This window comes from Desulfovibrio intestinalis (genome assembly GCF_014202345.1).
Classification (GTDB): Bacteria; Desulfobacterota; Desulfovibrionia; order Desulfovibrionales; family Desulfovibrionaceae; genus Desulfovibrio; species Desulfovibrio intestinalis.
On sequence record NZ_JACHGO010000004.1, the window covers coordinates 151,131 to 174,179 of the forward strand.

Consider the following 23,049-nt stretch of genomic DNA (forward strand, 5'->3'; position numbering starts at 1 on the left):
CGCCTCCCCGCCTGCCATGCCATAAGGCCGCGCAAAACAGGGAGCTGACTGTGCAATACCGTCACGAGGGCCTTTGCAGCCGAATCCTTTATGCAGGGCGCCTGTCCTGATGACGCTCAGCCGGAATAAAAGAACAAATCCGACGCATAAATAACTGAAAAGGTACCCGCAACGCCACTGCACTCGCGGCTTTTCTGTCTTGAAAATCCGCCTCAGGATTCTTGAACCACCAACCCTGCCAGCCCCGGCACTGCCTGACACGACACGCGCATGTCTTTGTTGCCAAAGCCGTTGTCGTCCAGCGTGGCAAAACTTTCGGCTTCGGTGATTTCCACGGTAGCGCCGTCTGCTCCGGCCAGTTCCAGCCTTTGGAGCAAAAGTTCCCTTGCCCGCTCGCCAAGGGCATCAAGGCTGAATCCTCTGCGGATGCTTTCCGTCAGATCCAGCGCCGGAGCCCGCAAATGGCCGGAGCCAGTATCCGCGTAGACTTCCAGAGAATCGGTGGGCAGGGTAAGGGCCGCGCCAACGGCGTTGGCCACTGCCGTGTGGGGCGGACAGTCCACAGGCATGCCCAGGGCGGCAGCCAGATGCGGCCCGATGCAAGCCGCCGGGCCGCCCACCAGCCATGCCCGCGAGGGATGCGCCTCTTGCAGTGCCCGCAAGCCAGCCAGCGTGTAAATAGGCTGGGCGTTTATGCCCTTCACCAGATTTTTTGCTGCGCGGTTGATCTGCTCCAGAGCATCTTCCACGGTCATCCGGGCCAGATCGTGCGGTGCAAGACCGCATTGACGCGCCAGTGCTTCCATACCAGCCAGAGAGGCGGATACGTTTCCTGCCAGTTCTCCGGCCAGTTCGCCAGCCTCCTGACTCTGCGGAAAACTGTGCAGGGCATTGAGCGCGTCCAGCAGCGTCGGAAGGCTGCCCCCAAAGGCCATTGCTGGCCCCTGCCGTTCCGGCCCCACGCGGACGGAAGCCTCGGCCCCGGAGCCGTCAACGGATAAAAGAGAGTCGCCGCCCACGCCTATGGAAACTGAAGCCAGTGCGCGCACCAGTGTACGCCGCCCCTGAAGAACCATACCGTCCCTGTCCACCACGGGAGAACCGTCCACCACCAGAGCAATGTCTGTGGTAGTGCCGCCCATATCCAGCAGCAGGGCGCAGCCTTCACGGGCCGAGGGGCACAGGGCCAGAACGCCCATAACGCTGGCAGCCGGGCCAGAAAGGATGGACTGCACAGGCTCACGGCGCGAAAGGCTCAGTGGCACTGCCCCGCCGTCTGCCTTGAGCAGCCGCACGGCAGCCCGCACCCCGGCCCCTGCAAGGGCGTTTTCCACAGCATCAAGAAATCTGGAATGCAAGCGCTGCACAGCGGCATTAAAGTACGCTGTGGCAATGCGCCGGGGAAAATTCAGACGGCCCGAAAGCCTGTGCCCCAAGGTGACGTGCTGCGCGTTTGGTGAGGCTGCGTCCCGACTGTTTTGACCGGATGTTTCAGCTCCACGTGCCACGGCCTGCGCCATTTTTTGCTCGTGCGCTGGGTTACGCGGCGAAAATTTGCCCACGCAGGCCACGGCGGCAATGCCTTTTTCACGCCAGCGGGCGGCCTGATTTTCCAGTTCGCTCACATCCAGCGGGCTGATTTCCGTTCCCCTGTGGTCCAACCCGCCGGGGACAATGCACACATGCTTTCCCAGGGCGAACCGCCGGGGATCAAGCCCCGGCCCGGCAGAAAGCGCAAGTGCCACGGCGTCGGCCTTGTCTTGCACAAGGGCGTTGACCGCCAGGGTTGCCCCCAGGGTCACGCGGCTGACGCGGCCCAGCAGGGCGGCCCCTTCGGAACACTCATTTGGGGAACTTGCAGAAGAAACGCTTTCATTGAGGGCGCGGGCCAGCGCCGCCAGCACTTCGCTTACCGAGGCAGGCAGGTCGTCGTGCTGTGTCGGCACCTTGGTAGCGGCCAGCAGATGCATGCGCGCCAAAGGCGTGTGGCCCAAAGGCGTGTGCGCCAGATCCATGCGAGACAGGCGCGTTGCCGGATCGGCATTGTCCAGCACGCCAGATAAAGCTGCGGGGGCTTCTGCCAATCCAGCCTGATCCTGCGCAAGAAGAACCGCGTCCGTGTGGGTTCCTCCGGCATCGATGCCCAACAGAAAAATCTGTCCCCGAGGCGCGCCGTCACTATGTTTCTGCGTCATGATCGCTTGTTCCTTTATGCCAAAAGGAAACGCTGAGTTATTCCGTTTGGCTGCGTTGTTTCACTTTTTTTGAAACAGTCGAGGTTTGAAACAGTCGAGGCCGGAAGAGTCCACTCCTGCTTCAAAAAAAGATCGCGCCTTGCCAAACGAAATAACTGCGCGTTTACAGGAGGCTCTTTAATCAGTGCTTCCATAAGTATGGGGCAAGCATACGGCATGCCTCTTCACAGGGCCAGACCTTTCACCCGGCCTGTGGCGGCAAGGCTCGCAAAGCCCGCCCGCTCACGGCCTACTGCTTGCCATACGCCGCGCTTTACAGTAAATTTTTTCTCTTGCGGCCTCAGGCAGCCATGTGCGCCGCCGGAGATGCCGCCCTACTATGAGGCTTGCGGAGGACAGCATGCAAAAGATGAAGTACATCTGGGTTGATGGCAAAATGGTTCCCTGGGATCAGGCTCAGGTTCACGTGCTTACCCATGCCCTGCACTATGGCAGCGCCATTTTTGAGGGCATTCGGGCCTACGCCTGTGCCGACGGCAGTTCCGCCGTATTCCGCCTTGAAGACCATTGCAAGCGCATGCTCAACTCCGCCAAAATTCTACGCATGAACCTTCCCCTCACCGCCGAAGAACTGGTGAAAGCCTGCATAGAAACCCTTGAAGCCAATGAGCTGAAAGAAGGCTATGTGCGCCCGCTCTCCTTTGTGGGCTACGGCGAAATGGGCGTCTACCCCGGCAACAACCCGGTGCAGACCATCGTTGCCACCTGGCCCTGGGGCGCGTACCTTGGCGCTGAAGCCCTTGAAAAGGGCATCCGCATCAAAACGAGCACCTTTGCCCGCAGCCATGTGAACACCAGCATGTCCAAGGCCAAAGCCTCGGGCAACTATATCAACTCCATTCTCGCCAAGGTGGAAGCCAAGGACGAAGGCTATGACGAAGCCGTCATGCTGGACACCAACGGCTACGTTTCCGAAGCCACTGGCGAAAATATCTTTATTGTGCGCGACGGCGTAATCAAGACCACCCCCTGGACGTCCATTCTTGGTGGCATCACCCGTGATTCCGTTATGAAGCTGGCCAAGGATCTTGGCTATGTTGTGGAAGAACAGCAGTTTACCCGCGATGAACTGTACATCGCCGATGAAGCCTTCTTTACGGGCACCGCTGCTGAGATCACCCCCATTCGCGAACTGGACCACCGCCAGATCGGCGTGGGCCACGCTGGCCCCGTGACCAAGCATTTGCAGACCGAGTACTTCAAGATCGTCAAGGGCGAAAACCCCAAGTACGCCAGCTGGCTGCACCACTATAAAGTCTAGTTACTCTGGCGCGCCCGGTTTCGCCGGGCGCGCCCATAAAAACTCATGAAGCATCTTTCCCTCGCATCACGCTACCGCCCCCAGACCTTTGCTCAAGTGGCGGGACAGGATATGGTCAAGGCCGTCCTTTCCCGCGCTGCTGCCGAGGACAGGCCTGCTGCCGCCTATCTCCTGAGCGGCACACGCGGCGTGGGCAAGACCACCATCGCCCGAATTTTCGCCAAAGCCCTCAATTGCGAGCACGCGCCAGGCCCGGAACCCTGCAACGAATGCGCCCAGTGCCGCAAGATCACGCAAGGCGTACATGTAGACGTGACGGAAATCGACGGCGCTTCCAACAACAGCGTTGAAGACGCCCGTTCACTGCGCGAAACCATCGGCTACGCCGCCATGGAAGGCCGCTACAAGGTCTTCATCATCGACGAAGCCCACATGCTCACGCGCAACGCTTTCAACGCCCTGCTCAAAACGCTGGAAGAGCCGCCAGAACGCGTGGTTTTCATCTTCGCCACCACCGAGGCGCACAAATTTCCCATCACCATTGTGAGCCGCTGCCAGCACTTCGTTTTTCGCCATCTGGGCGAGGACGCGCTGGTGGACCACCTTTCGGGCGTGCTGCGCAAGGAAGGCGTTACTTTTGAAGAAAACGCCGTGCGCCTTCTGGCGCGCCGGGCCGCTGGCAGCGTGCGCGACAGCATGTCCCTGCTGGACCAGACGCTGGCTCTGGGCGGCGCGGAACTGACGGCAGCCGCAACCCGTCAGGTGCTCGGCCTTGCCGGGCAGGAAATGTTCGGCAATCTTTTTGACGCGCTGCATGTGCAGGACTGCGCCGCCGTGGCCGATCTTTGCAGTCAAATCTTGCAGCAAGGCGTTGATATTGGATTTTTTGTACGGGAACTCGCTGGCAACCTGCGCAATCTTTTTCTTCTGCGCCAAGGCGGCGAAGCCATGTTGCCAAGCCTGCGCCTGCCCGCTGACGAAGCCGCCTTGTGGCAAAGCCTTGCCCCGCGTTTCTCCACGGCCCACCTGCACGCTGCATGGCAAATGACGCTGGACTCGCAGCGCGGCATTGTGCAAAGCCCGGAACCCGCGGCGGCCCTTGAGCTGTTGCTGCTCAATCTGGCTCTGCTGCCACAATTGCTGCCCGTTGGGCAACTGACGCCCGACCAGATGGCTGGTCAGGGTTTGGGCCAAGCATCAGGTCAAGGATTGGGCCAGCCAGCAGGGCAATCATCTGGCGCGCAACAAGGCGCCGCACCTGCAAGGCCATCAGGCCAGCCAGCAGCCCCGGCACAAGCCGTGTCCCCGGCAGCTTCCCACGCCGCCAGCCAACAGCCCACGGGGCAGACTGGCGGGCACGCTGCACCGCAACAGCCCCATGCCGGAGGCGATCCTTCCCGCAATGGCTATGGCGCACAGGGCGCAGGCATGGGCAGAAGCCCGGCGCGCCCGCGTGATGCGGCCACGGCTCCCGGTCCTGCCGCTGACGGAGATGAAGCAGAAGGCTCTGACCCTGCCGCAAGGCGCTTCCCGCAGAGCAGCACCAACCACAACAGCGCAGGCAGCGCGTCAACCGCGCATGCTGATACGGGGCACAGGACCGATCCCCCGGGCATGCCCGCCTCTCTTGTGGAAAACGATGCTCCCTGGGGCGACGATGCGGATGGTTCGTGGGGCGCTCCGCCCTATTCGGATGAGGAAATTGAATCCGAAGCTGGCTCTGACTTTGCCACCGGAATTCCCTGGGATGAGCCTGAAACGGATACTACGGATACTGCTGTTGCAGCATCGCCGGGTCCAGCCCCAAAAGCGGCAGGCAGTTCCAGCCATGACTGGCAGAGTTTTTACGCTTTTTGCGTTGCCGAGCAGGCTGCTGCACGGCTGACCCTGGCTCCGTATCTGCTTCGCGGCATTGGCGTGCAGTGGAGCGACGGCGTCCTTCGGCTGCAGCCAAGAACAGAAACACAGCTGAACCAGCTTGAAAAACAGAGCAAAGCACTGTATGCGGCATTGGCTGCCTATGGGGCGGGGGACACGCAGGTGGAAATCATCGCCCCCAAGCCACATCGGCCAGAAGCCGAGCTGATTGAAGAATTCAGGCGTAAAGAGGCTCTGCAACCCTGCTTTGAAGTACTCAACGCTTCATTGAAGGGCTGCCGGCCCATAGAATAGTAGAGTCCGCACGCCAGTCGGCGGAGAGCATACCCGCCGCAGGGCAGTTATCCTGCCATATGGCAGAATGCTCTGGCGGAACAACACGTTGAACAGCCCTTTCCGGCGAGGTTGCGCCATCTGCCTTGCAAAGCAGCGGCACCGCGCGCCGGATTTTTGCGCCACTACATGGTACTCGGCTTTAACCACAATATTTAAGGAGAAACACATGCGCAACATGAACGACATCCTGCGCCAGGCGCAGGTTATGCAGAATAAGATCGCCAAACTCCAGCAGGAAATGGGCGACCACAGCTATGAAGCCACCAGTGGCGGCGGCATGGTCAAGGCCGAAGTTTCCGGCAAGCAGGAACTGCGCAAGATTACCATTGACCCCAAGGCTCTGGAAGGCGGCGATGTGGAAATGCTGCAAGACCTCATTCTTGCTGCCGTCAACGAAGCCGGACGCATTGCCCGTGAAACTATGGACCGCGAAATGAGCAACATTTCCGGCGGCATCAAGCTGCCCGGTCTTTTCTAGGTTCATGAACACACGTATTCCCGAACCGCTCAAGGCCCTGGTAGAGCAGCTGGCGCGCCTGCCGGGCCTTGGCCCCAAATCCGCCATGCGAGCGGCCATGGTTTTGCTGAAATGGCCGGAAGCCGAAACGCGCCGCCTTGGCCGTGGCATCCACGACCTGCGCGACAATCTGCACCTGTGCTCGCGCTGCGGCGGTCTTTCGTCCACAGACCCTTGCCCGGTCTGTGCCGATGCAGAACGCGCCCGCGACACGCTTTGCCTTGTTACTGAATGGGACAGCATGCTGACCCTTGATGAAGGCGGCTTTTACCGCGGCCAGTATATGATTTTGGGCGGCCTGCTGGCTCCTCTGGACCGGGTGGATTCTGAAAGCCTTGATACGGACAGGCTTGTGCATCGCCTGGAAGAAGGCGAAATAGCAGAACTTATTCTTGCTCTTGGCGCAACCCTTGAGGCGGAAAACACCGCTACCTTTATACGCCAGATGGTAGCCAAGCGTTTTCCGCAGGTGCGGATTTCACGTCTCGCCCAAGGCATCCCCCTTGGAGCCGAGGTAAAGTATATGGATAAGGAAACCCTGCGCCAGTCTTTGCAATACCGCCAGGATCTCAAATAATCCTGGGAAGATTGATTTAGGATATCTTCTTCAAGGTTAAGACATGCGCGTTTCAACTGGCGTCTGTTCAGGCAGCCGCCAGAGCATTGCAACATAAAATGCCCTGGCAATCCCCATCTTTCGTCCGGCGGCGTCCGCCCGCCACGCTTTCTGCAAAAAACATCTTCTCTACCGCCGGGAGGTCCCGATGGAACTAACCAGTTCTTCCGTCCAATCCGTCATGTTGCATCCGGTCATGCAAGCCACTGTGGCGGGCCTGTTTTCCTGGCTTTCAGTAACGCTTGGCGCGGCGTTCATATTCACCCGGCGTGAGTTCTCGCGCAAAGCTATGGACTGCCTTCTGGGCGCGGCTGGCGGTATGATGCTGGGCGCGGCGTTTTTTGGACTTTTGCAGCCCGCGATGGAAATGGCCGGGCACGCAGGGCGCCTAGGATTTTTACCCGTGGTTTTTGGCCTTTTGCTGGGCGCAGCCTTTCTTTTGCTTCTGGACCGCGCCCTGCCCCACCTGCATCTGGTTCAGGGCACCACCGAGGGCATCTCCACCAGCTGGAGGCGCAGCGTGCTTCTGGTTACAGCCATGGCCCTGCACCACATTCCTGAAGGACTCGCCATTGGCGTGGGCTACGGCGCTGCCGCCGCTGAAAGCGCAATGAGCGCCAGCATCGAAAGCCTTGGCATGAGCACGGCTTTGGTGCTCACTGTATCCATCATGCTGCAAAACCTGCCCGAGGGCATGGTTGTTTCAACGGCTTTGCGGGCCGAAGGCTATTCGGCAAAAAAATCTTTCTTTTATGGCATGCTCTCTGGCGTTACCGCGCCCATTGGCGCCATACCTGGCGCTCTGGCCGCAGGCGTGGCGGCGGGTATATTGCCCATAGCTCTGGCCTTTGCCGCGGGCGCTATGATCTATGTGGTTTTTGAAGAAGTCATTCCTGAAGCCAATGCGTCCGGCAATGGCAATGCCGCCTCAGTTTCATGTATTTTCGGGGTTTGCCTGGTTATGGCGCTCACAACACTGCTTGGTTGAACCGCCCATACGCATGTGAAGAGGTATTTTTTCAACTGACATGCTATAAATTTTTTTCAGGGACGGCCGAAAGAATATGTAAACAGCTGACCAAAAACTGCTAACCTTGCGAGGAACGTGGTTTTACCGCTTGCAGCCATGTTTTTTTTCAATTACTATCGAACAACTCATATTTAAAATTGGTGTCCTAACTTTCACGCTGAATGCGGACCTCATGACTTGTGACTTTATGCACAGAAAAAAAAGGAGCAGAAATGCAGCAACTCGTGCATGGAAGCTCTTTTTAAATACAACCTTCCCTCTGCCTCTAGAGCATTCCAACTTTGAAATGTTCAGGTGGCTGCGTGAGCATACGTCCGCCGTGGAGGCGTAAGCGCGACTTCAGCCTTTGAGACGCAGGAAGCTACGGATGAAAACAGCACCGCTATTTATTTGCGCTATTAAACGCCGAGCGCGTATTAAACATTGAGAATACACCTTCTCAAAGTTAATCTGCTCTAAGTTAACACGAAGATTTCGGGCTGCATCTGCGGGCAGCTCCGTACGATATAGTACCGCCAGCACAGGCAAACCTGAACGTTTCCTCCGCACCTTGTGCCTCTGGAAGCGGCGACCAAGGATGAACTGTATGAATCTTACCCTCAGCCTTCGCATGACCATCTTTTTCTTCATAGGCCTCATACTGGCCTGTGCAGCTATGCTTGTAAGCTTCAACATGACTTTGGGCGACAGCCTTTCTTCCACTCATATGTGGAAGGCCCTGGCTGGCGGCGCTGTTGCCATCGTTGTTTTAGGAGCCATCGGCGCCCTGCTTATCAACAACTGGCTTTCGCCCATTCGGAAATGCGTTCGCTACGCAGAAGCCATTTCCTCAGGGCACGAAGACGCCAAGCTTGATGTATACCGCACAGACTGCCTTGGGCATCTGGCCGAATCACTTCGTATCATGGTGTCAAAACTGGAAGGCCAGGCCCACTGGTACGAAAGCATTCTCAACACCCTGCCCCTGTCCGTTTCTGTTACAGACAACGATATGATCTGGACATTCTGCAACACCAACGCGCTTGGAACGATGAGCAAAACCTGTCAGACCGATGTGGTTGGCAAACACTGCTCCGAAAAGAAGGGCAATATCTGTAATACGCCCGAGTGCGGCATTGAGCAGCTGCGCCTGGGCAACAAAAGAGTCATCAACCATATGCCCAACGGCAAGACCATGCAGATAATGCTGGACTACCTGAGGGATGCTCAGGGCAAGCACATCGGGCATGTGGAAATAGGTGAAGACATCACCGAAAAGGTACTTCTTGAAAAGAAGGCAGCAGCCGCAGCCCACAAGGCCAGAATGGACACCGTGACCCAGCTTGAAGGCGTGGTAGCTCATCTGCAAAAAGCCGCCGACACTCTCAATGCGTCGTTGGGCGATGTGCGCGACAAGGCAGACGTTGCCGCCGACCGCATGGCCGAAACAGCCACGGCCATGAACGAAATGAACGCCACGGTTCTTGAAGTGGCCCACAATGCCGAAGCAGCGGCTGAAGCCGCCACCTCGGTGCAAGGGAACGCCCAGGATGGCGCTGCCATCGTGCTGCGCACCATACAAAGCATGCAGACCGTGCAGCAGCAGTCCAGCGGCCTCAAGGGCGACATGCTCGACCTCGACAAGCAGGCCAGGGATATCGGCACGGTGCTCACCCTCATTCGTGACATTGCCGACCAGACCAACCTGCTGGCCCTCAATGCCGCCATTGAAGCGGCCCGCGCGGGTGAAGCCGGACGAGGCTTTGCCGTAGTTGCCGACGAAGTGCGCAAGCTGGCCGAAAAAACCATGAGCGCTACCCGTGAAGTGGAAACCGCCATTGCGGCCATTCAGGAAGGCACGGGCAAAAGTTCCACCACTGTGGACGGCACGGTAAATTCCATTGATGAAGTAGGCCGTATGGCTGAAGAATCCGGGCAATCGCTGGAGCGCATCTCCAGCCTGGCTGGCGACTCCAGTTCGCGTGTGTCTGCCATTGCCGCCGCTGCCACGGAACAATCCGCGGCCTCCGAAGAAATCAACCGCAATATTGCCGAGGTCAACACGCTGAGTGCCCACATTGCCGAATCTATGGACCTGGCGGCGCGTCAGGTCAGTGATATGGCAGGTCAGGTTAGCATTGTCACAGGCATACTGGACAACATCCGGCAGGAAGACAAAGATCAGGCACTTGCCGCTGAAAACGAATCCAGACCCCACGCTGCCTGACAAAGCCGCAGCCTTTTGCCCGATCCGCACAAATTTTTGGCTGCTCAAAACGCCACAGTGTGCGCTGTACAGACAGGTCAGACAAACATCCGCTGGAGCAACCGCCCGGCGGATGTTTTTTGTTTTTGAACGCGGTCAGGTCTGCCCTGATTTCGCGTTTGCGCCAGGAAAGGCAATGTCTATATGTGAATTTTAGAGCAACAACCTTGTGAGCGCGTATCATCACAAAAACAGACGGGCAGCCCCTGTCAAAGGGGCTGCCCGTCTCAACAATCGCGTCACGGGGTGAGGTTTCTGGTTATACTTTACCAAGCAGATCATTTATCCAGGGCGCGGCCCCTTATGCCGCTCGGCCAGAATAAAAATACCCCTTCACAAAGCTCACCAGAAAGCCTTTAGCAACTCTGCCGCCTATGGATGATTCAAAAACTTGTTCTGTGTAGCTGCCGTGCCGCTGTGGCACGGCGTGCAATCCATGATGCCCTTGGCCCAGTTGGCATCATTGCCCTTGGTCATATGGCATTCGCCACAGTAGGTCACGGATTTCTGCATGGGAAAGGCGCTCTTGAAATCCTTGCCCTGATCAATTTTGGCATTGATGATTTCAGCGGCCTTGAAAGCGGCGTCAGCAGTAAGACGCCCGCAACGTTCGCTACGCTGCTTGCTGTCAGCTTCCACCTTGTTTTCGTAACACCATTTGGACACGGAAATGTGGCAAAGTACGGAATCAGAGGCGCTCATGGGCATATCACCCTTGAAGCCCTGCGCCGCATCGCCGGGATTGTAGACAGGCAGTTTGGTCACTTCGTACCAGCGGAACAGTTCGTTAACCATTGGATGTACTTCCTTGCGGCCCCAGAACAGCGAGAAGGAAGCTGCGGCTCCGTAAAGAGCTCCGCAAATGGTGCCCCAGTCAGAAATTCCTCCTTTGTTGGCTTCAAGCATGGCAAAGGGAAACTGATTGTAAGGCGCCCCGTATTTTTCGCCCATCAGGCCGACAATACTGTAAAAAGCGCCGAAACCACAGCCGAAGCCCTTGTGCCAGTAGCCTTCGTAAGCCACCTGGGCGCATTCCTTGGGGTCAAGCTTGTGGGCTTTCCAGCCAAAGGCTCCACCCACCTGGTCAAAACGTCCTGCGGCCTGCTGCGTCTGCCCTGCAGCCTTGGCCTCAACGCCTCCCAGTCCAAGCATAGCACCACCCACTGCAAGCCCGCCAAGGCCGCAGATAAGATCACGTCTGCCGATGTTCACTTTTCTCCTCCAGGTTATGTGTCTGCCGTGACACGGTTAGTTCATTAATTCACTACCAAGATTGAGAAAGAAAGGTCAATTATAAATACCCCCCCAAAAATGGTCTTTTTAAAACCTGGCTAAACACTTTTTATCGTTTTTTTTTGGCAATACTCTGGACGACCCGCAAGAAAGACTTACATATACCTCGCAGTTGGGCAGCCAGCTGCCAGAATTTACAGCGCGCGCCGTTCCAGCAGTTCAATGGCCGGGCCGGTCGCAGCGCAAATACACACGAGAAAAGCTTTCCCCGAGGAGGATCACCATATGTCCAAGATTATCGGTATTGACCTGGGTACCACCAACTCCTGCGTATATGTTATGGAGGGCAAGGACCCTAAATGCATCACCAACCCTGAAGGCGGCCGCACCACCCCTTCCGTGGTGGCCTTTACAGATAAGGAACGCCTGGTGGGCGACATCGCCAAGCGTCAGGCTGTTACCAACCCCACGCGTACCGTCTTCGCCATCAAGCGTCTGATGGGGCGCAAGTATGACAGCCCCGAAGTGGAACGCTGGAAGGAACACAGCCCTTACGACATCGTCAAAGCCCCCAATGGCGACGCCGGTGTTGAAGTGGATGGCCGTACCTACAGCTCCCCTGAAATTTCGGCTATGATCCTGGCCAAGTTGAAGGCCGACGCGGAAGCCTACCTGGGTGAAACAGTGACCGAAGCCGTTATTACGGTTCCGGCCTACTTCAACGACGCCCAGCGTCAGGCCACCAAGGACGCGGGCCGCATTGCGGGCCTTGAAGTCAAGCGTATCATCAACGAGCCCACGGCCGCTTCGCTGGCCTACGGCGCGGACAAGAAGGCCAACGAAAAAATCGCCGTCTTCGACCTTGGCGGCGGCACGTTTGATATTTCCATTCTGGAAGTGGGCGACAACGTTGTTGAAGTGCGCGCCACCAATGGTGACACCTTCCTGGGCGGCGAAGACTTCGACCAGCGCATCATCAACTTCCTTGTGGAAGAGTTTAAGAAAGAAAACGGCATTGACCTGTCCAAGGACAGCATGGCTCTGCAACGCCTGAAGGAAGCCGCTGAAAAGGCCAAGAAAGACCTTTCCACCTCTATGGAAACCGAAGTCAATCTGCCCTTTATCACTGCTGACCAGAACGGCCCCAAGCACATGCTCATGAAGATCAGCCGCGCCAAGCTGGAATCCCTTGTGGGCGATCTGGTGGAAAGCACCACCGAACCCTGCAAAAAGGCCCTGGCCGACGCTGGCATGACCGCCGATCAGATCGACGAAGTCATCCTCGTGGGCGGCATGACCCGTATGCCCCTTGTGCAGCAGGTCGTTGGCAAGTTCTTCGGCAAGGAACCCAACCGCTCCGTCAACCCTGACGAAGTGGTGGCTATGGGCGCTGCCATTCAGGGCGGCATCCTCAGCGGCGACGTGAAGGACGTGCTGCTGCTCGACGTGACCCCGCTTTCCCTTGGTATTGAAACCATGGGCAGCGTGTTCACCAAGCTTATCGAGCGCAACACCACCATTCCCACGCGCAAGAGCCAGGTGTTCACGACGGCTTCGGACAATCAGCCCTCGGTGTCCATCCACGTGCTTCAGGGTGAACGGCCAATGGCTGGCGACAATATGACCCTGGCCCGTTTCGACCTCACGGGCATTCCCCCGGCGCCCCGTGGCGTGCCGCAGGTTGAAGTGTCTTTTGACATCGACGCCAACGGTATCGTTAACGTGTCCGCCAAGGATATGGGTACCGGCAAGGAACAGTCCATCAAGATCACCGCTTCTTCCGGTCTGTCCGAAGACGACATCCAGAAGCTGGTGCGCGAGGCTGAAACCCACGCTGATGAAGACAAGAAGAAGCAGGAGCTCATTGAAGCCCGCAACCACGCTGACAGCCTTATTTACGGCACTGAGAAATCTTTGGCCGATCTGGGCGACAAAGCTGATGCCGCGCTCAAGAGCGATATTGAAACCAAGATCACCGATCTGCGCAAGCTGATGGAAGGCGAAGACGCTGCTGCCATCAAGGCTTCCACGGACGAACTGGCCAAGGCATCGCATAAGCTTGCCGAGCAGCTGTACCAGCAGCAGGCCCAGCAGACTGGCGGCCAGCCTGGCCCCGACGCGGGCGCGGCCGAAGGCCAGCCCCACGGCAATGCCGCAGACGACGTAGTTGACGCCGACTACACGGAAGTGAAGAAGTAAGCACGGTACCATCCCGTCCGCTCACGCCAGCGATGCGTCTTCGTCCAAAGACAGGCCGGGCCGCTAGATGCGCTTGAGTGAACTTGCCTCAATTCCTCCACTGTACTAAAAAGGTCTGGCTCCCTGTGAGCCAGACCTTTGTCGTTGGTAGGCATGAGGCCTTTCGTTTGTCTGGAGCAGATTAACTTTCAGAATATGTTTTCTCAAAGTTTACGACACGCTTGCTACGGCGTTTCACCGCGCTAATAAATAGCGCTTACGCCTCCACGGCGGGCGTCTGCTCACGCAGCCACCTGAGCATTTCAAAGCTGTAGTGCTCTAATAATTATCCTGCCGGAGGATACTGTGCGTATATCCACGACGTGTAGCCGCGCCCTCACGCGCCTGACGCTTGGCCTACTGGCTCTCATGCTGCTCGGCAGCCTCAGCGCCTGCAAAATGCCTTTCACCGGCCAGCAATCCCCCGTGGCCCCTGCACGCCCGGTTGCCCCGGCCAGTGCCGGAACCTGCGTGGCCTTGGCCCTGCCCGCCTCTGGCCCATACGCCCCCATTGGCAGCAAAATCCGCCAGGGCGCACAAATGGCCCAAAAAGAAATGGCGGCCAATGGCGTTAACATGCGCCTTGAAATCGTCAATACAGAAGCCCCGGACTGGCTGCAAAAGCTCAAGGCACTGCCGCCGTCCTGCGCAGTGGTGGGCGGCCCCCTTCAGGCATCCAATTACGCACAGGCCCGCAATGCCGGAGCCACGGCCGAACGCGCCTTTTTCACATTTTTACCATCGCTGGAGCAGGGTGACGAAGGCACGCGTGCCTGGCGCTTTTTTCCCAGCCCGCAGGACCAGATTGACGCCCTCATCGGCTTTGCCTCGGACGGCCTGAACATCCGCAGCTACGGAGCCTTTTATCCTGCCGACGCTTATGGCGCACGCATGACGGGCCTGATGGAGCAAACGCTCTACAAGCGCAATATGGCGTTGCAAAAGGCCTCCTATAACCCCGGCGATCCCACTTCGTGGAGCACGGCTGTGGCTCCGCTCATCAACGCCAAGACGCCCGAAGGCAGCAGCACGCCCGTGCCGCAAACCGCCTTTGAAGCACTGTTTTTGCCCGATTCGTGGAAAAATATGGAAATGCTGACCACAAGCCTGCTCTACAACGGCGAAGACCGCCTTGTATTGCTTGGCACGACATTGTGGGAACAAGGCCTTTCCGGCAAGGTTGTCAACGCGCCTGAAAAGTATGCTCTGGCGGTCTTTCCAGCTGCCTGGAACCCCGCCCGCGCGCCTCGCGCGCTTCAGGGCCCCGGTTCGGACTTCTGGACAGCTCTTGGCTATGACTTCGCCCGCTTCGCAGTAAGCCTTGGCCTCAATTCGCGTCTCAGCGCACCGGAAGTGACGGCCCGCGCCCAGCGCGCCTCGCAGATGGTCTGGGGCATGGCCCCCATCACATGGGACAATGCCGGGGTGGCGCACCAGAACCTCTTTGTCTTCGGCGTGTCTTCCACGGGTATGGTTCCTGTCAACCTTGAAGAGTTCCGGCAGACGCACAGCAACATACTGCAACAGTCGGCGCTGCGCATGCAGGGCCTGCCGCCAGTGGATGCCACGGGCAATCCGGTTACGCCGGGTACAGGGCAGCAGCCGACGCTGCAGCCCATCGGCACGACGCCGAAGCCCTCGTACAAGCTCAGCCTGCCCTCAAGCATGTAGCGCAGAGGAACTTTGAGAATATGCATTCTCAAAGTTCAGGACATACCTGTTGAGCGGCCTGACCGCGCTAGAGCAGAAGAACTTTGAAATGCACTGCATTTCAAAGTTGTCATCCTGCCGGAAGATGCGATTTTCGGCAGGATCCACGCCGCGTTGCGGCAGCCGCTGCCCGCAGGGCTTGCCTGAAACAACGTTTACAGCCTCCACGGCGGGCGTCTGTTCACACAGTCGTCAGAGTATTTTCAGGGTGAAGGTACTCCAGAATATCATCCCCAGCCCGGCGGCCTCTTCTTGGGAAGCAGCCGGGCCAGGGCAAAGGACCTCATAATGTCAGAGAACAAAGGTATCGGTTCAAAAGAAGTGGCCCACATGGCCCAACTCTCGCGTCTCAGCGTCAGTGAGCAGGAACAGGAACTTTTCGCCCGGCAGCTGGGCGACATCCTCGGCTATATGGACGTACTGGCCAAGGTGGACACCAGCGCGGTTGAGCCCCTGTACAGCCCGGTGCGGCACGAGTCTGCCGCACGGCAGGACGTGGCCGCCCAGGTGCGCACCCGTCAGGAAGTGCTGGCCAACGCCCCTGAGGCCGACGGCGAATACTTCATGGTGCCGCGCATCGTCTAGGCAGCGGCCGGAGCAGTTATTTTTATAGTGCTCTGAAGCCCTACTTCTGGCGTCCTGTTTTTTATTCACGCAAATACTACAAGCGGAACCCTTGAGAAGACCCATGACCGACATATGTTCCCTCTCCCTTACGGCTGTGGCCCAGGCGCTGCAAAAAAAAGAACTGAGCGCCGTGGAAGTGACGACCGCCTGCCTTGAGCGCATAACCGCCACTGAACCCACCGTGGCCGCGCTGCTGCACATTGACGCAGAAAACGCGCTGGCCGCAGCAACCGCTCTTGACAAAACAGGCCCTGACGCCGCCTGCCCCCTGTGGGGCGTGCCCGTCACCATCAAGGATGCCCTTTCCACCAAGGGCATGCCCACCACTGCCGGATCACGGATGCTGGAAGGCTATACCCCCTTTTATGACGCCTTTGCCGTGCAAAAGCTGCGCGAAGCCGGAGCCGTCATTCTTGGCAAGGCCAATATGGACGAGTTTGCTATGGGCTCCAGCACGGAAAACTCCGCCTACAAAACCACCCGCAACCCCTGGAACCCCAACAAGGTTCCCGGCGGCTCCAGCGGCGGTTCCGCAGCTTCGGTGACGGCAGGCCAGTGCTTTGCCTCTCTGGGTACGGATACGGGCGGCTCCATTCGTCAGCCCGCCGCCTTTTGCGGCTGCGTGGGCCTCAAGCCGACCTATGGCCGCGTTTCGCGCTATGGCGTCATTGCCTACGGCTCCTCCCTCGATCAGGTTGGGCCGCTGACCCGCAATGTTGAAGACTGCGCGCATATGCTCACCGCCATTGCCGGGCCGGACGCCAGAGACAATACCTGCGACCCGCGACCCGCCGAAAACTATGCAGCCGCTCTGGGCAGCCGCTCCCTCAAGGGAGCCCGCCTGGGCATTCCCCGCGAATTTTATGGTGAAGGTCTGGCCCCCGAGGTTCGTGCCGCCTGCGAAGCGACCATGCAGGCAGTAAAGGCCCAAGGCGCTGAACTGGTAGAAGTGGGCCTGCCCCATACGGACGCAGCCATTGCCACCTACTATATCATCGCCATGGCCGAAGCCAGTTCCAACCTGGCCCGCTTTGACGGCGTGCGCTTCGGCCACCGCGCCAGCGACATTAAAAATCTTGAAGAATTGTATGTGCGCAGCCGCACCGAAGGCTTCGGGCAGGAAGTCAAACGCCGCATCATGCTGGGAGCCTATGTGCTTTCTTCCGGCTACTACGATGCCTACTACCGCAAGGCCGCTCAGGTGCGCCGCCTTATCCGCGACGAAATCCTGGCCGCCCTTGACCAGTGCGACGCCCTGCTGGCTCCCGTATCGCCCGTCACGGCAAGCGATATGGGCAGCAATACGGCTGATCCGCTGCAAATCTACCTTATGGACGCCTATACGCTGTCCCTGAATCTGGCGGGCTTGCCCGGCCTTTCACTTCCCGTGGGACTTGGCGAAGAAAGCCACATGCCTGTCGGTATGCAGCTCATCGGCAAGCCCTTTGCTGAAGCGGACCTGCTGGCCCTTGGGCACAGCATGGAACAGACCTTGCCCGGCATTGGCAGCCCCAAGCTGTAAGAGTAAATCGTAATACATAGAAAATGCCGGGCGAAGTAAAAACACCAGACGAACAGTGATGTCTGTTGCATGACATCTCATGGAGGTATGACGTGAAGAAAGCTCTTGTCATAATCGACGTGCAGAACGATTACTTCCCCGGCGGAAAGATGGAACTGGAAGGAAGCGACAAGGCCGGAGCCAAGGCGGGCCTGTTGCTTGAAACGTTCAGGAAATTGCAGCTGCCAGTCATACATGTGCAGCATGTGGCCCTGCAGCCTGGTGCCACGTTTTTTCTGCCGGACACTGAAGGGGTTAAAATCCACAGCAGTGTGCAGCCGAAAAGCGGCGAAGCTGTGGTCATCAAGCATTTTCCCAATTCGTTTCGTGAAACGACGCTGAAAAAACATCTGGATGACAACGGCATCACGCAGCTGGTTCTGGCCGGAATGATGTCGCACATGTGCGTGGATACCACGATTCGTGCGGCTTTTGACCTCGGCTATACCTGCACTCTCGCACACGATGCCTGCGCCACAAGAACACTGGCCTTTGCTGACAAAAGCGTGGCGGCGGAACAGGTGCATCTGTCTTTCATGGCCGCCTTGAACGGCGTGTTTGCAGCCGTGCGCTCCACAGAAGATATACGCAAAGAGTTATTGGCATAACGACGAAAAAGCACACCTGCGGGATGAATGACCTGCTTTGCCGGCGTACTGCCCAATGATCCAATAGACTGCACACCGCCAGCCCGTAGAACGCAGGGCGGTTTCAAAAGATTTCGGCCAGCCTTCTCTCAATGTAATGAGGAAAGCTGGCCGATTTTTTTTTGTTATGTGGATTCTGTCGAAAGTTACATTTTCTGGCTGAATGACAATTTTGAAATGTACGGCACAAGCAAGGGGCTTATACGGCCATGCCGGGACCGATGGTCACGAAGAAAACTTCATCATTACAAGCCCTGTCACAATAAGCGCTGCCGCGCCTATGCGCATGGCATTGGCGGGTTCGCCCAGCACAAGAATGCCCAGCAAAAATGCGCCCACAGCGCCTATGCCTGTCCAGATGGTATAGGCAGTTCCCAGAGGCAGACTCTTCATGGCGATAGACAGCAGCGTAAAACTGGCTATCATTGCCACAATGGTAAGAATAGAAGGAACGGGCTTGGTGAAACCAAGCGACAGTTTCATTGTATACGCCCAGGCGACCTCAAGCAGGCCAGCTACAAAAAGAAAAATCCAGGCCATCGCGGCTCTCCTTGTTCAGAGCCGGGTCGTCCCGGATTATATACCCTTGATGGGGGAGGTCGTCCTCACCTGCTTTCTATATAAGCGCAGATGCCGTGTTGTCCAGCTCGGTAAACCTTGCACAGCAGCAAAACTTGATACACGCGGATACAGCCAGAATACGGCAAGGTCAGAAAAATCGCTAATCAAGAATGTAGCGCATGGGGTTCACTGGAACACCGTTCAGGCGCACTTCGTAATGCAAATGCGGGCCAGTGGTTCTTCCGCTCATGCCCACATTGCCGATGACCTGCCCGCGCTTGACCCACACACCGACGGGCACGGCGCAACGCTGCATGTGACCATACTTGGTGATGACCCCGCCGCCATGATTGATTTCAATGCTCTGGCCGTACGCGCCGTCAGGCCCGGACTGTGTAACCAGCCCCTGCGCGGGTGCAACTATTGGCGTGCCTATGCGGTTGGTGATATCCAGCCCCTTGTGGAACTGCCCCCGCCCGCCAAAAGGCGACGAGCGCCAGCCAAAGCTGGAAGAGACAAAGCCCACCACAGGCCAGATTGTTGGCATGGAAGAGAGCGCATCGCGGTTTTCACGCAGGGCCAGCAAAAGATCCTGCTGGCGCACTTCTTCAAGCCGGGCGGATTCCGAAAGCCGTTCAAGAAAATCCTGCATTTTGCGGGCAGCAAGTTCCTGCCGGTGCAGGGGCAAATAGGTGCGGGAAAAATCGCCCACAACATCAAGGCCGCCGCCAGCATCGGCAGGATCTTTTTCCATATTCATCATGATGCGCAGCTTGGAGTCGAAGCTCTGAACCCGCTGCAAATCGCGGCTCACCTGTGAAATACGTTCGGCCAGATTGACAAGCTGACGGCGCTGTTCGCTGATGACGCGCTGGGCGCCTTCAAGGTCGTCGTCAAGATGGCGCGACTCGAGCCAGGCTCGTAGCAGCCAGACATTGCAGACCGCCAGCGCCAGCACAAAAACGCAGGCAAAAAAACCGAGCCAGCCGCGCATCCGAAGGTTGCGGCTGCCGCTGCGGCCTTCCTTGAATATGACAATATGATATTTGCCAAAAAGCATGTGCGGCAACATTAGGGGGCCGAGGCGGCACTGTCAATGCAAGAAAATTGGCCACCACACATTGGGCCGCCCAGCCTTGCCTTATTCATCTTCGGGTGCGTCCTGGCGGGCCGCGCTACTGCTTTTCTCCAGCTGCCAGCGGGTCAGACCGTTGAGAACACAACGGCGGCCATCCTTGGTGACGGCATAAAGATGTTCCAGAGTCTGCGCCATGTCGCTTCTGGCCGTCCTGCCAGCCGAAGGGCAGTCATTGGCCCACACGGGCAGCCCCCACTGGCGCGCCGCCTGACGGATATATTTTTTTTCCACAAGCATGAGCGGGCGGATAAGCTGCAACTGGCCGTTAAAGAACGGCTCGTTCATGCTCATGCCGTCCACACGGCCATTGCGGCAAAGGTTCATAAAAAATGTCTCTACCAGATCTTCGGCGTTGTGCCCCAAAGCCAGATGGGTGAGCTTGTACTGCGCGCAAAGCTCAAAGAGCCTTTTGCGGCGCAGCCATGCACAACGAAAACAGGCCGAGCGGCGCAGGTTTTTCTCTGAATGGGCATCAGGGCCGTGCGTCGTGACCTCAACATGAGCAGGAATGCCATGCTCGGCCAGCCAGGGCAAAAGAGCCGCATGGCTTTGATCGTCAAAACCGGGGTTGAGATGCAGGGCCATCATTTCAAAGCGAAAAGGTACGATTCCCTGGCGAATTTTAAGGGTCTTCAGCAAAACAAAGCTGTCTACGCCGCCAGAGGCCGCCACACCAACCCTGCAGCCGGGCCAGAGCATATTTGTCATCTGCATGGCCTTGCCTGCGCTTTTTACGCACACTTCCTGCGCGAAAGACCTTTTTTCTCTGCTCATGACTGGCAATCTCCTTCAAAATCGTCTATGTAACCGGGGCTTCCCGGCATGCTTGACAGTGTCAATGGCGGCCTATATCATATCTTATTTCAGCAGGCAAAGCCTGCTCTAGGCGTATTCCACGCCCGGCCCTTTACAAATGGTCGGGCGGTATTATTTCTCAAAAATGAACTGTGGCGGATACTTTTCGCCTCAGCCTGCGGCCCACAGCCGCACACACTACGGAGGCAGCATGGCCCGTATTACAGTTGAAGATTGCCAGGAACGCGTAGACAACCGCTTTCTGCTTGTGCAAATGGCCATCAAGCGTGTGCATCAGTACCGTGAAGGGTATGAGCCCCTTGTGGAATCGCGCAACAAGGAAGTAGTCACCGCCCTGCGCGAAATCGCGGCAGGCAAAGTGCTGCCCGACGACGACAGCCTTTACGTCCCCATTGAAGGGGAGCAGGCCACGACCGCCTCTGGAGAATAAGGGCGCGTAGCCATATTGTTTGCGCGGCGGCTGCCCTTGGGTAGCCGCCGCGCCTGTGAATACAACCTTTATACCAGGCGCACAAGCACGCAGCCACCGGAACACGGACCATGATGGAGCTCGATTATTACGAAGTGCTGGGCGTCAGCCGCAGCGCTGGTGAAGATGAGATCAAACGGGCTTACCGCAAGCTCGCCCTCAAGTATCACCCAGACCACAACCCCGATGATCCCGAGGCCGAACAAAATTTCAAGCAGGCGGCGGAAGCTTATGATGTTCTGCGCGACCCCGACAAGCGCGCCCGCTATGACCGTTTCGGCCATGCTGGCGTAAACGGGGGCGGAGGCTTTGGCAGCAACGAAGATATTTTCGCCCATTTCAGCGATATCTTCGGCGACCTCTTCGGTTTTTCGTCTGCCAGCCGTGGTCCCCGCCCTATGGCCGGGTCTGACCTGCGCTACAATCTCACCATTTCTTTTTCGCAGGCAGCCACGGGTGATGAAATCACCCTCTCCCTGCCCAAGCACGTCACCTGCAGCGACTGCAAAGGCAGCGGCGCAGCCCCCGGCAGCAAGGTTGAAACCTGCCGCCAGTGCAATGGCTCTGGCCAGGTGCGCCGGTCTCAGGGCTTTTTTCAGATCGCCATGCCCTGTACAGCCTGTCAGGGTACAGGACGCGTCATTACCAAGCGCTGCGCCAAATGCAAGGGCGAAGGCATCGTAACCGATACCCGTGAACTGGTGGTGCGTGTGCCTGCCGGTGTGGATACGGGAACCCGCCTGCGCGTGCGCGGCGAGGGCGAACCCGGCGTGCACGGCGGCCCCCCCGGCGATCTTTACGTAGTCCTTACTGTGGAGCAGGACAAGCGCTGGCAGCGTCAGGGTCAGGATCTTGTCTTCACGCAGGAAATCAGCTTTGTTCAGGCGGCTCTCGGCCACAGGGTAGAAATACCCGGTCTGGACAATCCCATTTCGCTTGAAATTCCCAAGGGCGTGCAAAGCGGCGCTGTACTGCGCGTGCCCGGCGAAGGCATGCCCTACCCGGGGCGCAGGCAACGGGGCGACATGCTGGTGGAAGTAAAGGTTCTTACGCCCACGCGGCTTTCTGAACGTCAGGAAGAGCTGCTGCGTGAATTTGCAGCCGCCGGGGAACAGACCCCGCTGCAAAAGGTCAAAAAAGCTGCAAAGAAAATCAGCAAGGCTATGGGGCTGGACTAGAGCAGATTAACTTTTTCAAAGTTAAAATGATCCAAGGGCTTCTCCGTCCCGCTGCCGCAGCCAGAGTGCATTCGAAAAAACAGCTGCAATGCACGGACAGGAAACCAGCACCCTGCCCTCACAGACATAAAATATGAATGACAGCTGTATGCAAAAAGGCCCCGGTCAAATTCTGACCGGGGCCTTGGCGTTTAATTCAAGCCCGCCTGATGCGAAAGGATTGCAAGGAACCTCAGGCTGTTGCCGATGTCAGAGCCGTTTGTTACAGCGGTGTACTCCCTCGGTCGCGCGGTCTTTGCCGTCGCCCGAGACCGCCCAAGCGGTTCTTTTTGGAAGCGCGATGCGGTTTGACCGTCAACGCGTCCGGCGGGTATGCGGTCCCGCCTTTTCCAGGTCAGCGTAAGTAAGCGGGCTTGTTCGCCAGTTTTCGGTGTGGAAAATCTTCCCACCGTAAACATTCAAAGCAACATAAAAGCTACAACTACCAATGCCGAGAGCAGTACGGGCATACGGGAAACGGAGTCTGGCATACCCGCTGGTTCCCTCGTGCCTGTCGGTAGATTCTGTCCTGCGCTCTGCCAATGGTTGAGCGCTCAGTCATACACTGTTTGTTTAATCAAGCTAGCAAATGATATCGCCATTGGCAAACTCTAATTTTCACAATATCCACAACTGCAACAACCCCTCCCTGCCGCTCAAAGTGCACCTGGGTCTACACACTGCCCTTCAAAAC

18 protein-coding genes are annotated in these 23,049 nt (G+C 57.7%); 13 read left to right on the forward strand and 5 right to left on the reverse strand.

The genetic code is table 11. The features are described from left to right. Window positions 1–212 precede the first annotated feature (212 nt). Window positions 213–2,195, reverse strand: a complete 1,983-nt coding sequence (locus HNQ38_RS07460; protein ID WP_183719006.1) for a hydantoinase/oxoprolinase family protein — start codon at window positions 2,193–2,195, stop codon at window positions 213–215. A 400-nt stretch (window positions 2,196–2,595) separates the two neighbouring features. Between HNQ38_RS07460 and HNQ38_RS07465 the strand changes: the two genes are divergently transcribed. The 6 genes from HNQ38_RS07465 (at window position 2,596) to HNQ38_RS07490 (ending at window position 10,099) form a co-directional block, all read left to right on the forward strand. Further along, window positions 2,596–3,516 (forward strand): branched-chain amino acid transaminase, encoded by a 921-nt coding sequence (locus HNQ38_RS07465; RefSeq protein ID WP_183719008.1) that lies wholly within the window; start codon window positions 2,596–2,598, stop codon window positions 3,514–3,516. A 45-nt stretch (window positions 3,517–3,561) separates the two neighbouring features. Then, window positions 3,562–5,688, forward strand: a complete 2,127-nt coding sequence (dnaX, locus tag HNQ38_RS07470; RefSeq protein WP_183719010.1) for a DNA polymerase III subunit gamma/tau — start codon at window positions 3,562–3,564, stop codon at window positions 5,686–5,688. A gap of 208 nt (window positions 5,689–5,896) precedes the next feature. Next, window positions 5,897–6,208: a YbaB/EbfC family nucleoid-associated protein gene (locus tag HNQ38_RS07475; protein ID WP_183719012.1), complete on the forward strand. Its 312-nt coding sequence runs from the start codon at window positions 5,897–5,899 to the stop codon at window positions 6,206–6,208. A gap of 4 nt (window positions 6,209–6,212) precedes the next feature. Continuing rightward, on the forward strand, window positions 6,213–6,824 hold the full coding sequence (gene recR, locus HNQ38_RS07480; protein WP_183719014.1) for a recombination mediator RecR: 612 nt from the start codon (window positions 6,213–6,215) through the stop codon (window positions 6,822–6,824). Window positions 6,825–7,011: 187 nt separating this feature from the next. Continuing rightward, a complete protein-coding gene (locus HNQ38_RS07485) occupies window positions 7,012–7,851 on the forward strand; it encodes a ZIP family metal transporter (RefSeq protein WP_183719016.1) in 840 nt (279 codons plus the stop codon). Window positions 7,852–8,479: 628 nt separating this feature from the next. After that, window positions 8,480–10,099, forward strand: a complete 1,620-nt coding sequence (locus HNQ38_RS07490) for a methyl-accepting chemotaxis protein (RefSeq protein WP_183719018.1) — start codon at window positions 8,480–8,482, stop codon at window positions 10,097–10,099. Window positions 10,100–10,510: 411 nt separating this feature from the next. Here HNQ38_RS07490 and HNQ38_RS07495 read toward each other — a convergent pair whose 3' ends face one another. After that, a complete protein-coding gene (locus HNQ38_RS07495) occupies window positions 10,511–11,350 on the reverse strand; it encodes a split-Soret cytochrome c (RefSeq protein ID WP_183719020.1) in 840 nt (279 codons plus the stop codon). Window positions 11,351–11,656: 306 nt separating this feature from the next. Here HNQ38_RS07495 and dnaK point away from each other — a divergent pair, with 306 nt between their 5' ends. From dnaK to HNQ38_RS07520, 5 genes are all read left to right on the forward strand, one after another. Further along, window positions 11,657–13,570: a molecular chaperone DnaK gene (gene dnaK / locus HNQ38_RS07500; RefSeq protein ID WP_183719022.1), complete on the forward strand. Its 1,914-nt coding sequence runs from the start codon at window positions 11,657–11,659 to the stop codon at window positions 13,568–13,570. A 345-nt stretch (window positions 13,571–13,915) separates the two neighbouring features. Beyond that, the gene (locus tag HNQ38_RS07505; RefSeq protein ID WP_183719025.1) at window positions 13,916–15,280 is read left to right on the forward strand and encodes a type 1 periplasmic-binding domain-containing protein; all 1,365 of its coding nucleotides are present in this window, start codon (window positions 13,916–13,918) and stop codon (window positions 15,278–15,280) included. A gap of 327 nt (window positions 15,281–15,607) precedes the next feature. Next, complete coding sequence (gene gatC / locus HNQ38_RS07510; protein WP_183719027.1) at window positions 15,608–15,904, forward strand: Asp-tRNA(Asn)/Glu-tRNA(Gln) amidotransferase subunit GatC; 297 nt, start codon at window positions 15,608–15,610, stop codon at window positions 15,902–15,904. Window positions 15,905–16,007: 103 nt separating this feature from the next. Further along, entirely contained in the window at window positions 16,008–17,468 is a 1,461-nt protein-coding gene (gene gatA / locus HNQ38_RS07515) for an Asp-tRNA(Asn)/Glu-tRNA(Gln) amidotransferase subunit GatA (RefSeq protein WP_183719029.1), read from the forward strand. Window positions 17,469–17,560: 92 nt separating this feature from the next. Further along, on the forward strand, window positions 17,561–18,115 hold the full coding sequence (locus HNQ38_RS07520) for an isochorismatase family protein (RefSeq protein ID WP_183719031.1): 555 nt from the start codon (window positions 17,561–17,563) through the stop codon (window positions 18,113–18,115). A 264-nt stretch (window positions 18,116–18,379) separates the two neighbouring features. Here the strand turns inward: HNQ38_RS07520 and HNQ38_RS07525 are convergent, their stop codons facing one another. From HNQ38_RS07525 to HNQ38_RS07535, 3 genes are all read right to left on the reverse strand, one after another. Further along, entirely contained in the window at window positions 18,380–18,694 is a 315-nt protein-coding gene (locus HNQ38_RS07525; protein WP_183719033.1) for a DMT family transporter, read from the reverse strand. Window positions 18,695–18,875: 181 nt separating this feature from the next. Beyond that, the gene (locus tag HNQ38_RS07530) at window positions 18,876–19,775 is read right to left on the reverse strand and encodes a M23 family metallopeptidase (protein ID WP_183719035.1); all 900 of its coding nucleotides are present in this window, start codon (window positions 19,773–19,775) and stop codon (window positions 18,876–18,878) included. 81 nt (window positions 19,776–19,856) lie between these two features. After that, entirely contained in the window at window positions 19,857–20,627 is a 771-nt protein-coding gene (locus tag HNQ38_RS07535) for a tRNA lysidine(34) synthetase (RefSeq protein WP_183719037.1), read from the reverse strand. 232 nt (window positions 20,628–20,859) lie between these two features. On the opposite strand from HNQ38_RS07535, the gene rpoZ reads away from it, so the two are divergent. Next, window positions 20,860–21,099 (forward strand): DNA-directed RNA polymerase subunit omega, encoded by a 240-nt coding sequence (gene rpoZ / locus HNQ38_RS07540; protein ID WP_183719039.1) that lies wholly within the window; start codon window positions 20,860–20,862, stop codon window positions 21,097–21,099. A gap of 110 nt (window positions 21,100–21,209) precedes the next feature. Beyond that, window positions 21,210–22,316, forward strand: coding sequence for a molecular chaperone DnaJ (gene dnaJ, locus HNQ38_RS07545; RefSeq protein WP_183719041.1), 1,107 nt, complete (start codon window positions 21,210–21,212; stop codon window positions 22,314–22,316). Window positions 22,317–23,049 lie beyond the last annotated feature (733 nt).

Excerpts from the sequence above, each read along its gene's own strand:
- HNQ38_RS07530 (WP_183719035.1), bottom strand. The coding sequence starts at position 19,775 with ATGCTTTTTGGCAAATATCATATTGTCATATTCAAGGAAGGCCGCAGC.
- HNQ38_RS07475 (WP_183719012.1), top strand. The coding sequence starts at position 5,897 with ATGCGCAACATGAACGACATCCTGCGCCAGGCGCAGGTTATGCAGAAT.
- dnaX (WP_183719010.1), top strand. The coding sequence starts at position 3,562 with ATGAAGCATCTTTCCCTCGCATCACGCTACCGCCCCCAGACCTTTGCT.
- HNQ38_RS07535 (WP_183719037.1), bottom strand. The coding sequence starts at position 20,627 with ATGAGCAGAGAAAAAAGGTCTTTCGCGCAGGAAGTGTGCGTAAAAAGC.
- HNQ38_RS07485 (WP_183719016.1), top strand. The coding sequence starts at position 7,012 with ATGGAACTAACCAGTTCTTCCGTCCAATCCGTCATGTTGCATCCGGTC.
- recR (WP_183719014.1), top strand. The coding sequence starts at position 6,213 with ATGAACACACGTATTCCCGAACCGCTCAAGGCCCTGGTAGAGCAGCTG.
- gatA (WP_183719029.1), top strand. The coding sequence starts at position 16,008 with ATGACCGACATATGTTCCCTCTCCCTTACGGCTGTGGCCCAGGCGCTG.
- rpoZ (WP_183719039.1), top strand. The coding sequence starts at position 20,860 with ATGGCCCGTATTACAGTTGAAGATTGCCAGGAACGCGTAGACAACCGC.
- HNQ38_RS07460 (WP_183719006.1), bottom strand. The coding sequence starts at position 2,195 with ATGACGCAGAAACATAGTGACGGCGCGCCTCGGGGACAGATTTTTCTG.
- HNQ38_RS07465 (WP_183719008.1), top strand. The coding sequence starts at position 2,596 with ATGCAAAAGATGAAGTACATCTGGGTTGATGGCAAAATGGTTCCCTGG.
- HNQ38_RS07490 (WP_183719018.1), top strand. The coding sequence starts at position 8,480 with ATGAATCTTACCCTCAGCCTTCGCATGACCATCTTTTTCTTCATAGGC.
- gatC (WP_183719027.1), top strand. The coding sequence starts at position 15,608 with ATGTCAGAGAACAAAGGTATCGGTTCAAAAGAAGTGGCCCACATGGCC.
- dnaK (WP_183719022.1), top strand. The coding sequence starts at position 11,657 with ATGTCCAAGATTATCGGTATTGACCTGGGTACCACCAACTCCTGCGTA.
- HNQ38_RS07525 (WP_183719033.1), bottom strand. The coding sequence starts at position 18,694 with ATGGCCTGGATTTTTCTTTTTGTAGCTGGCCTGCTTGAGGTCGCCTGG.
- dnaJ (WP_183719041.1), top strand. The coding sequence starts at position 21,210 with ATGATGGAGCTCGATTATTACGAAGTGCTGGGCGTCAGCCGCAGCGCT.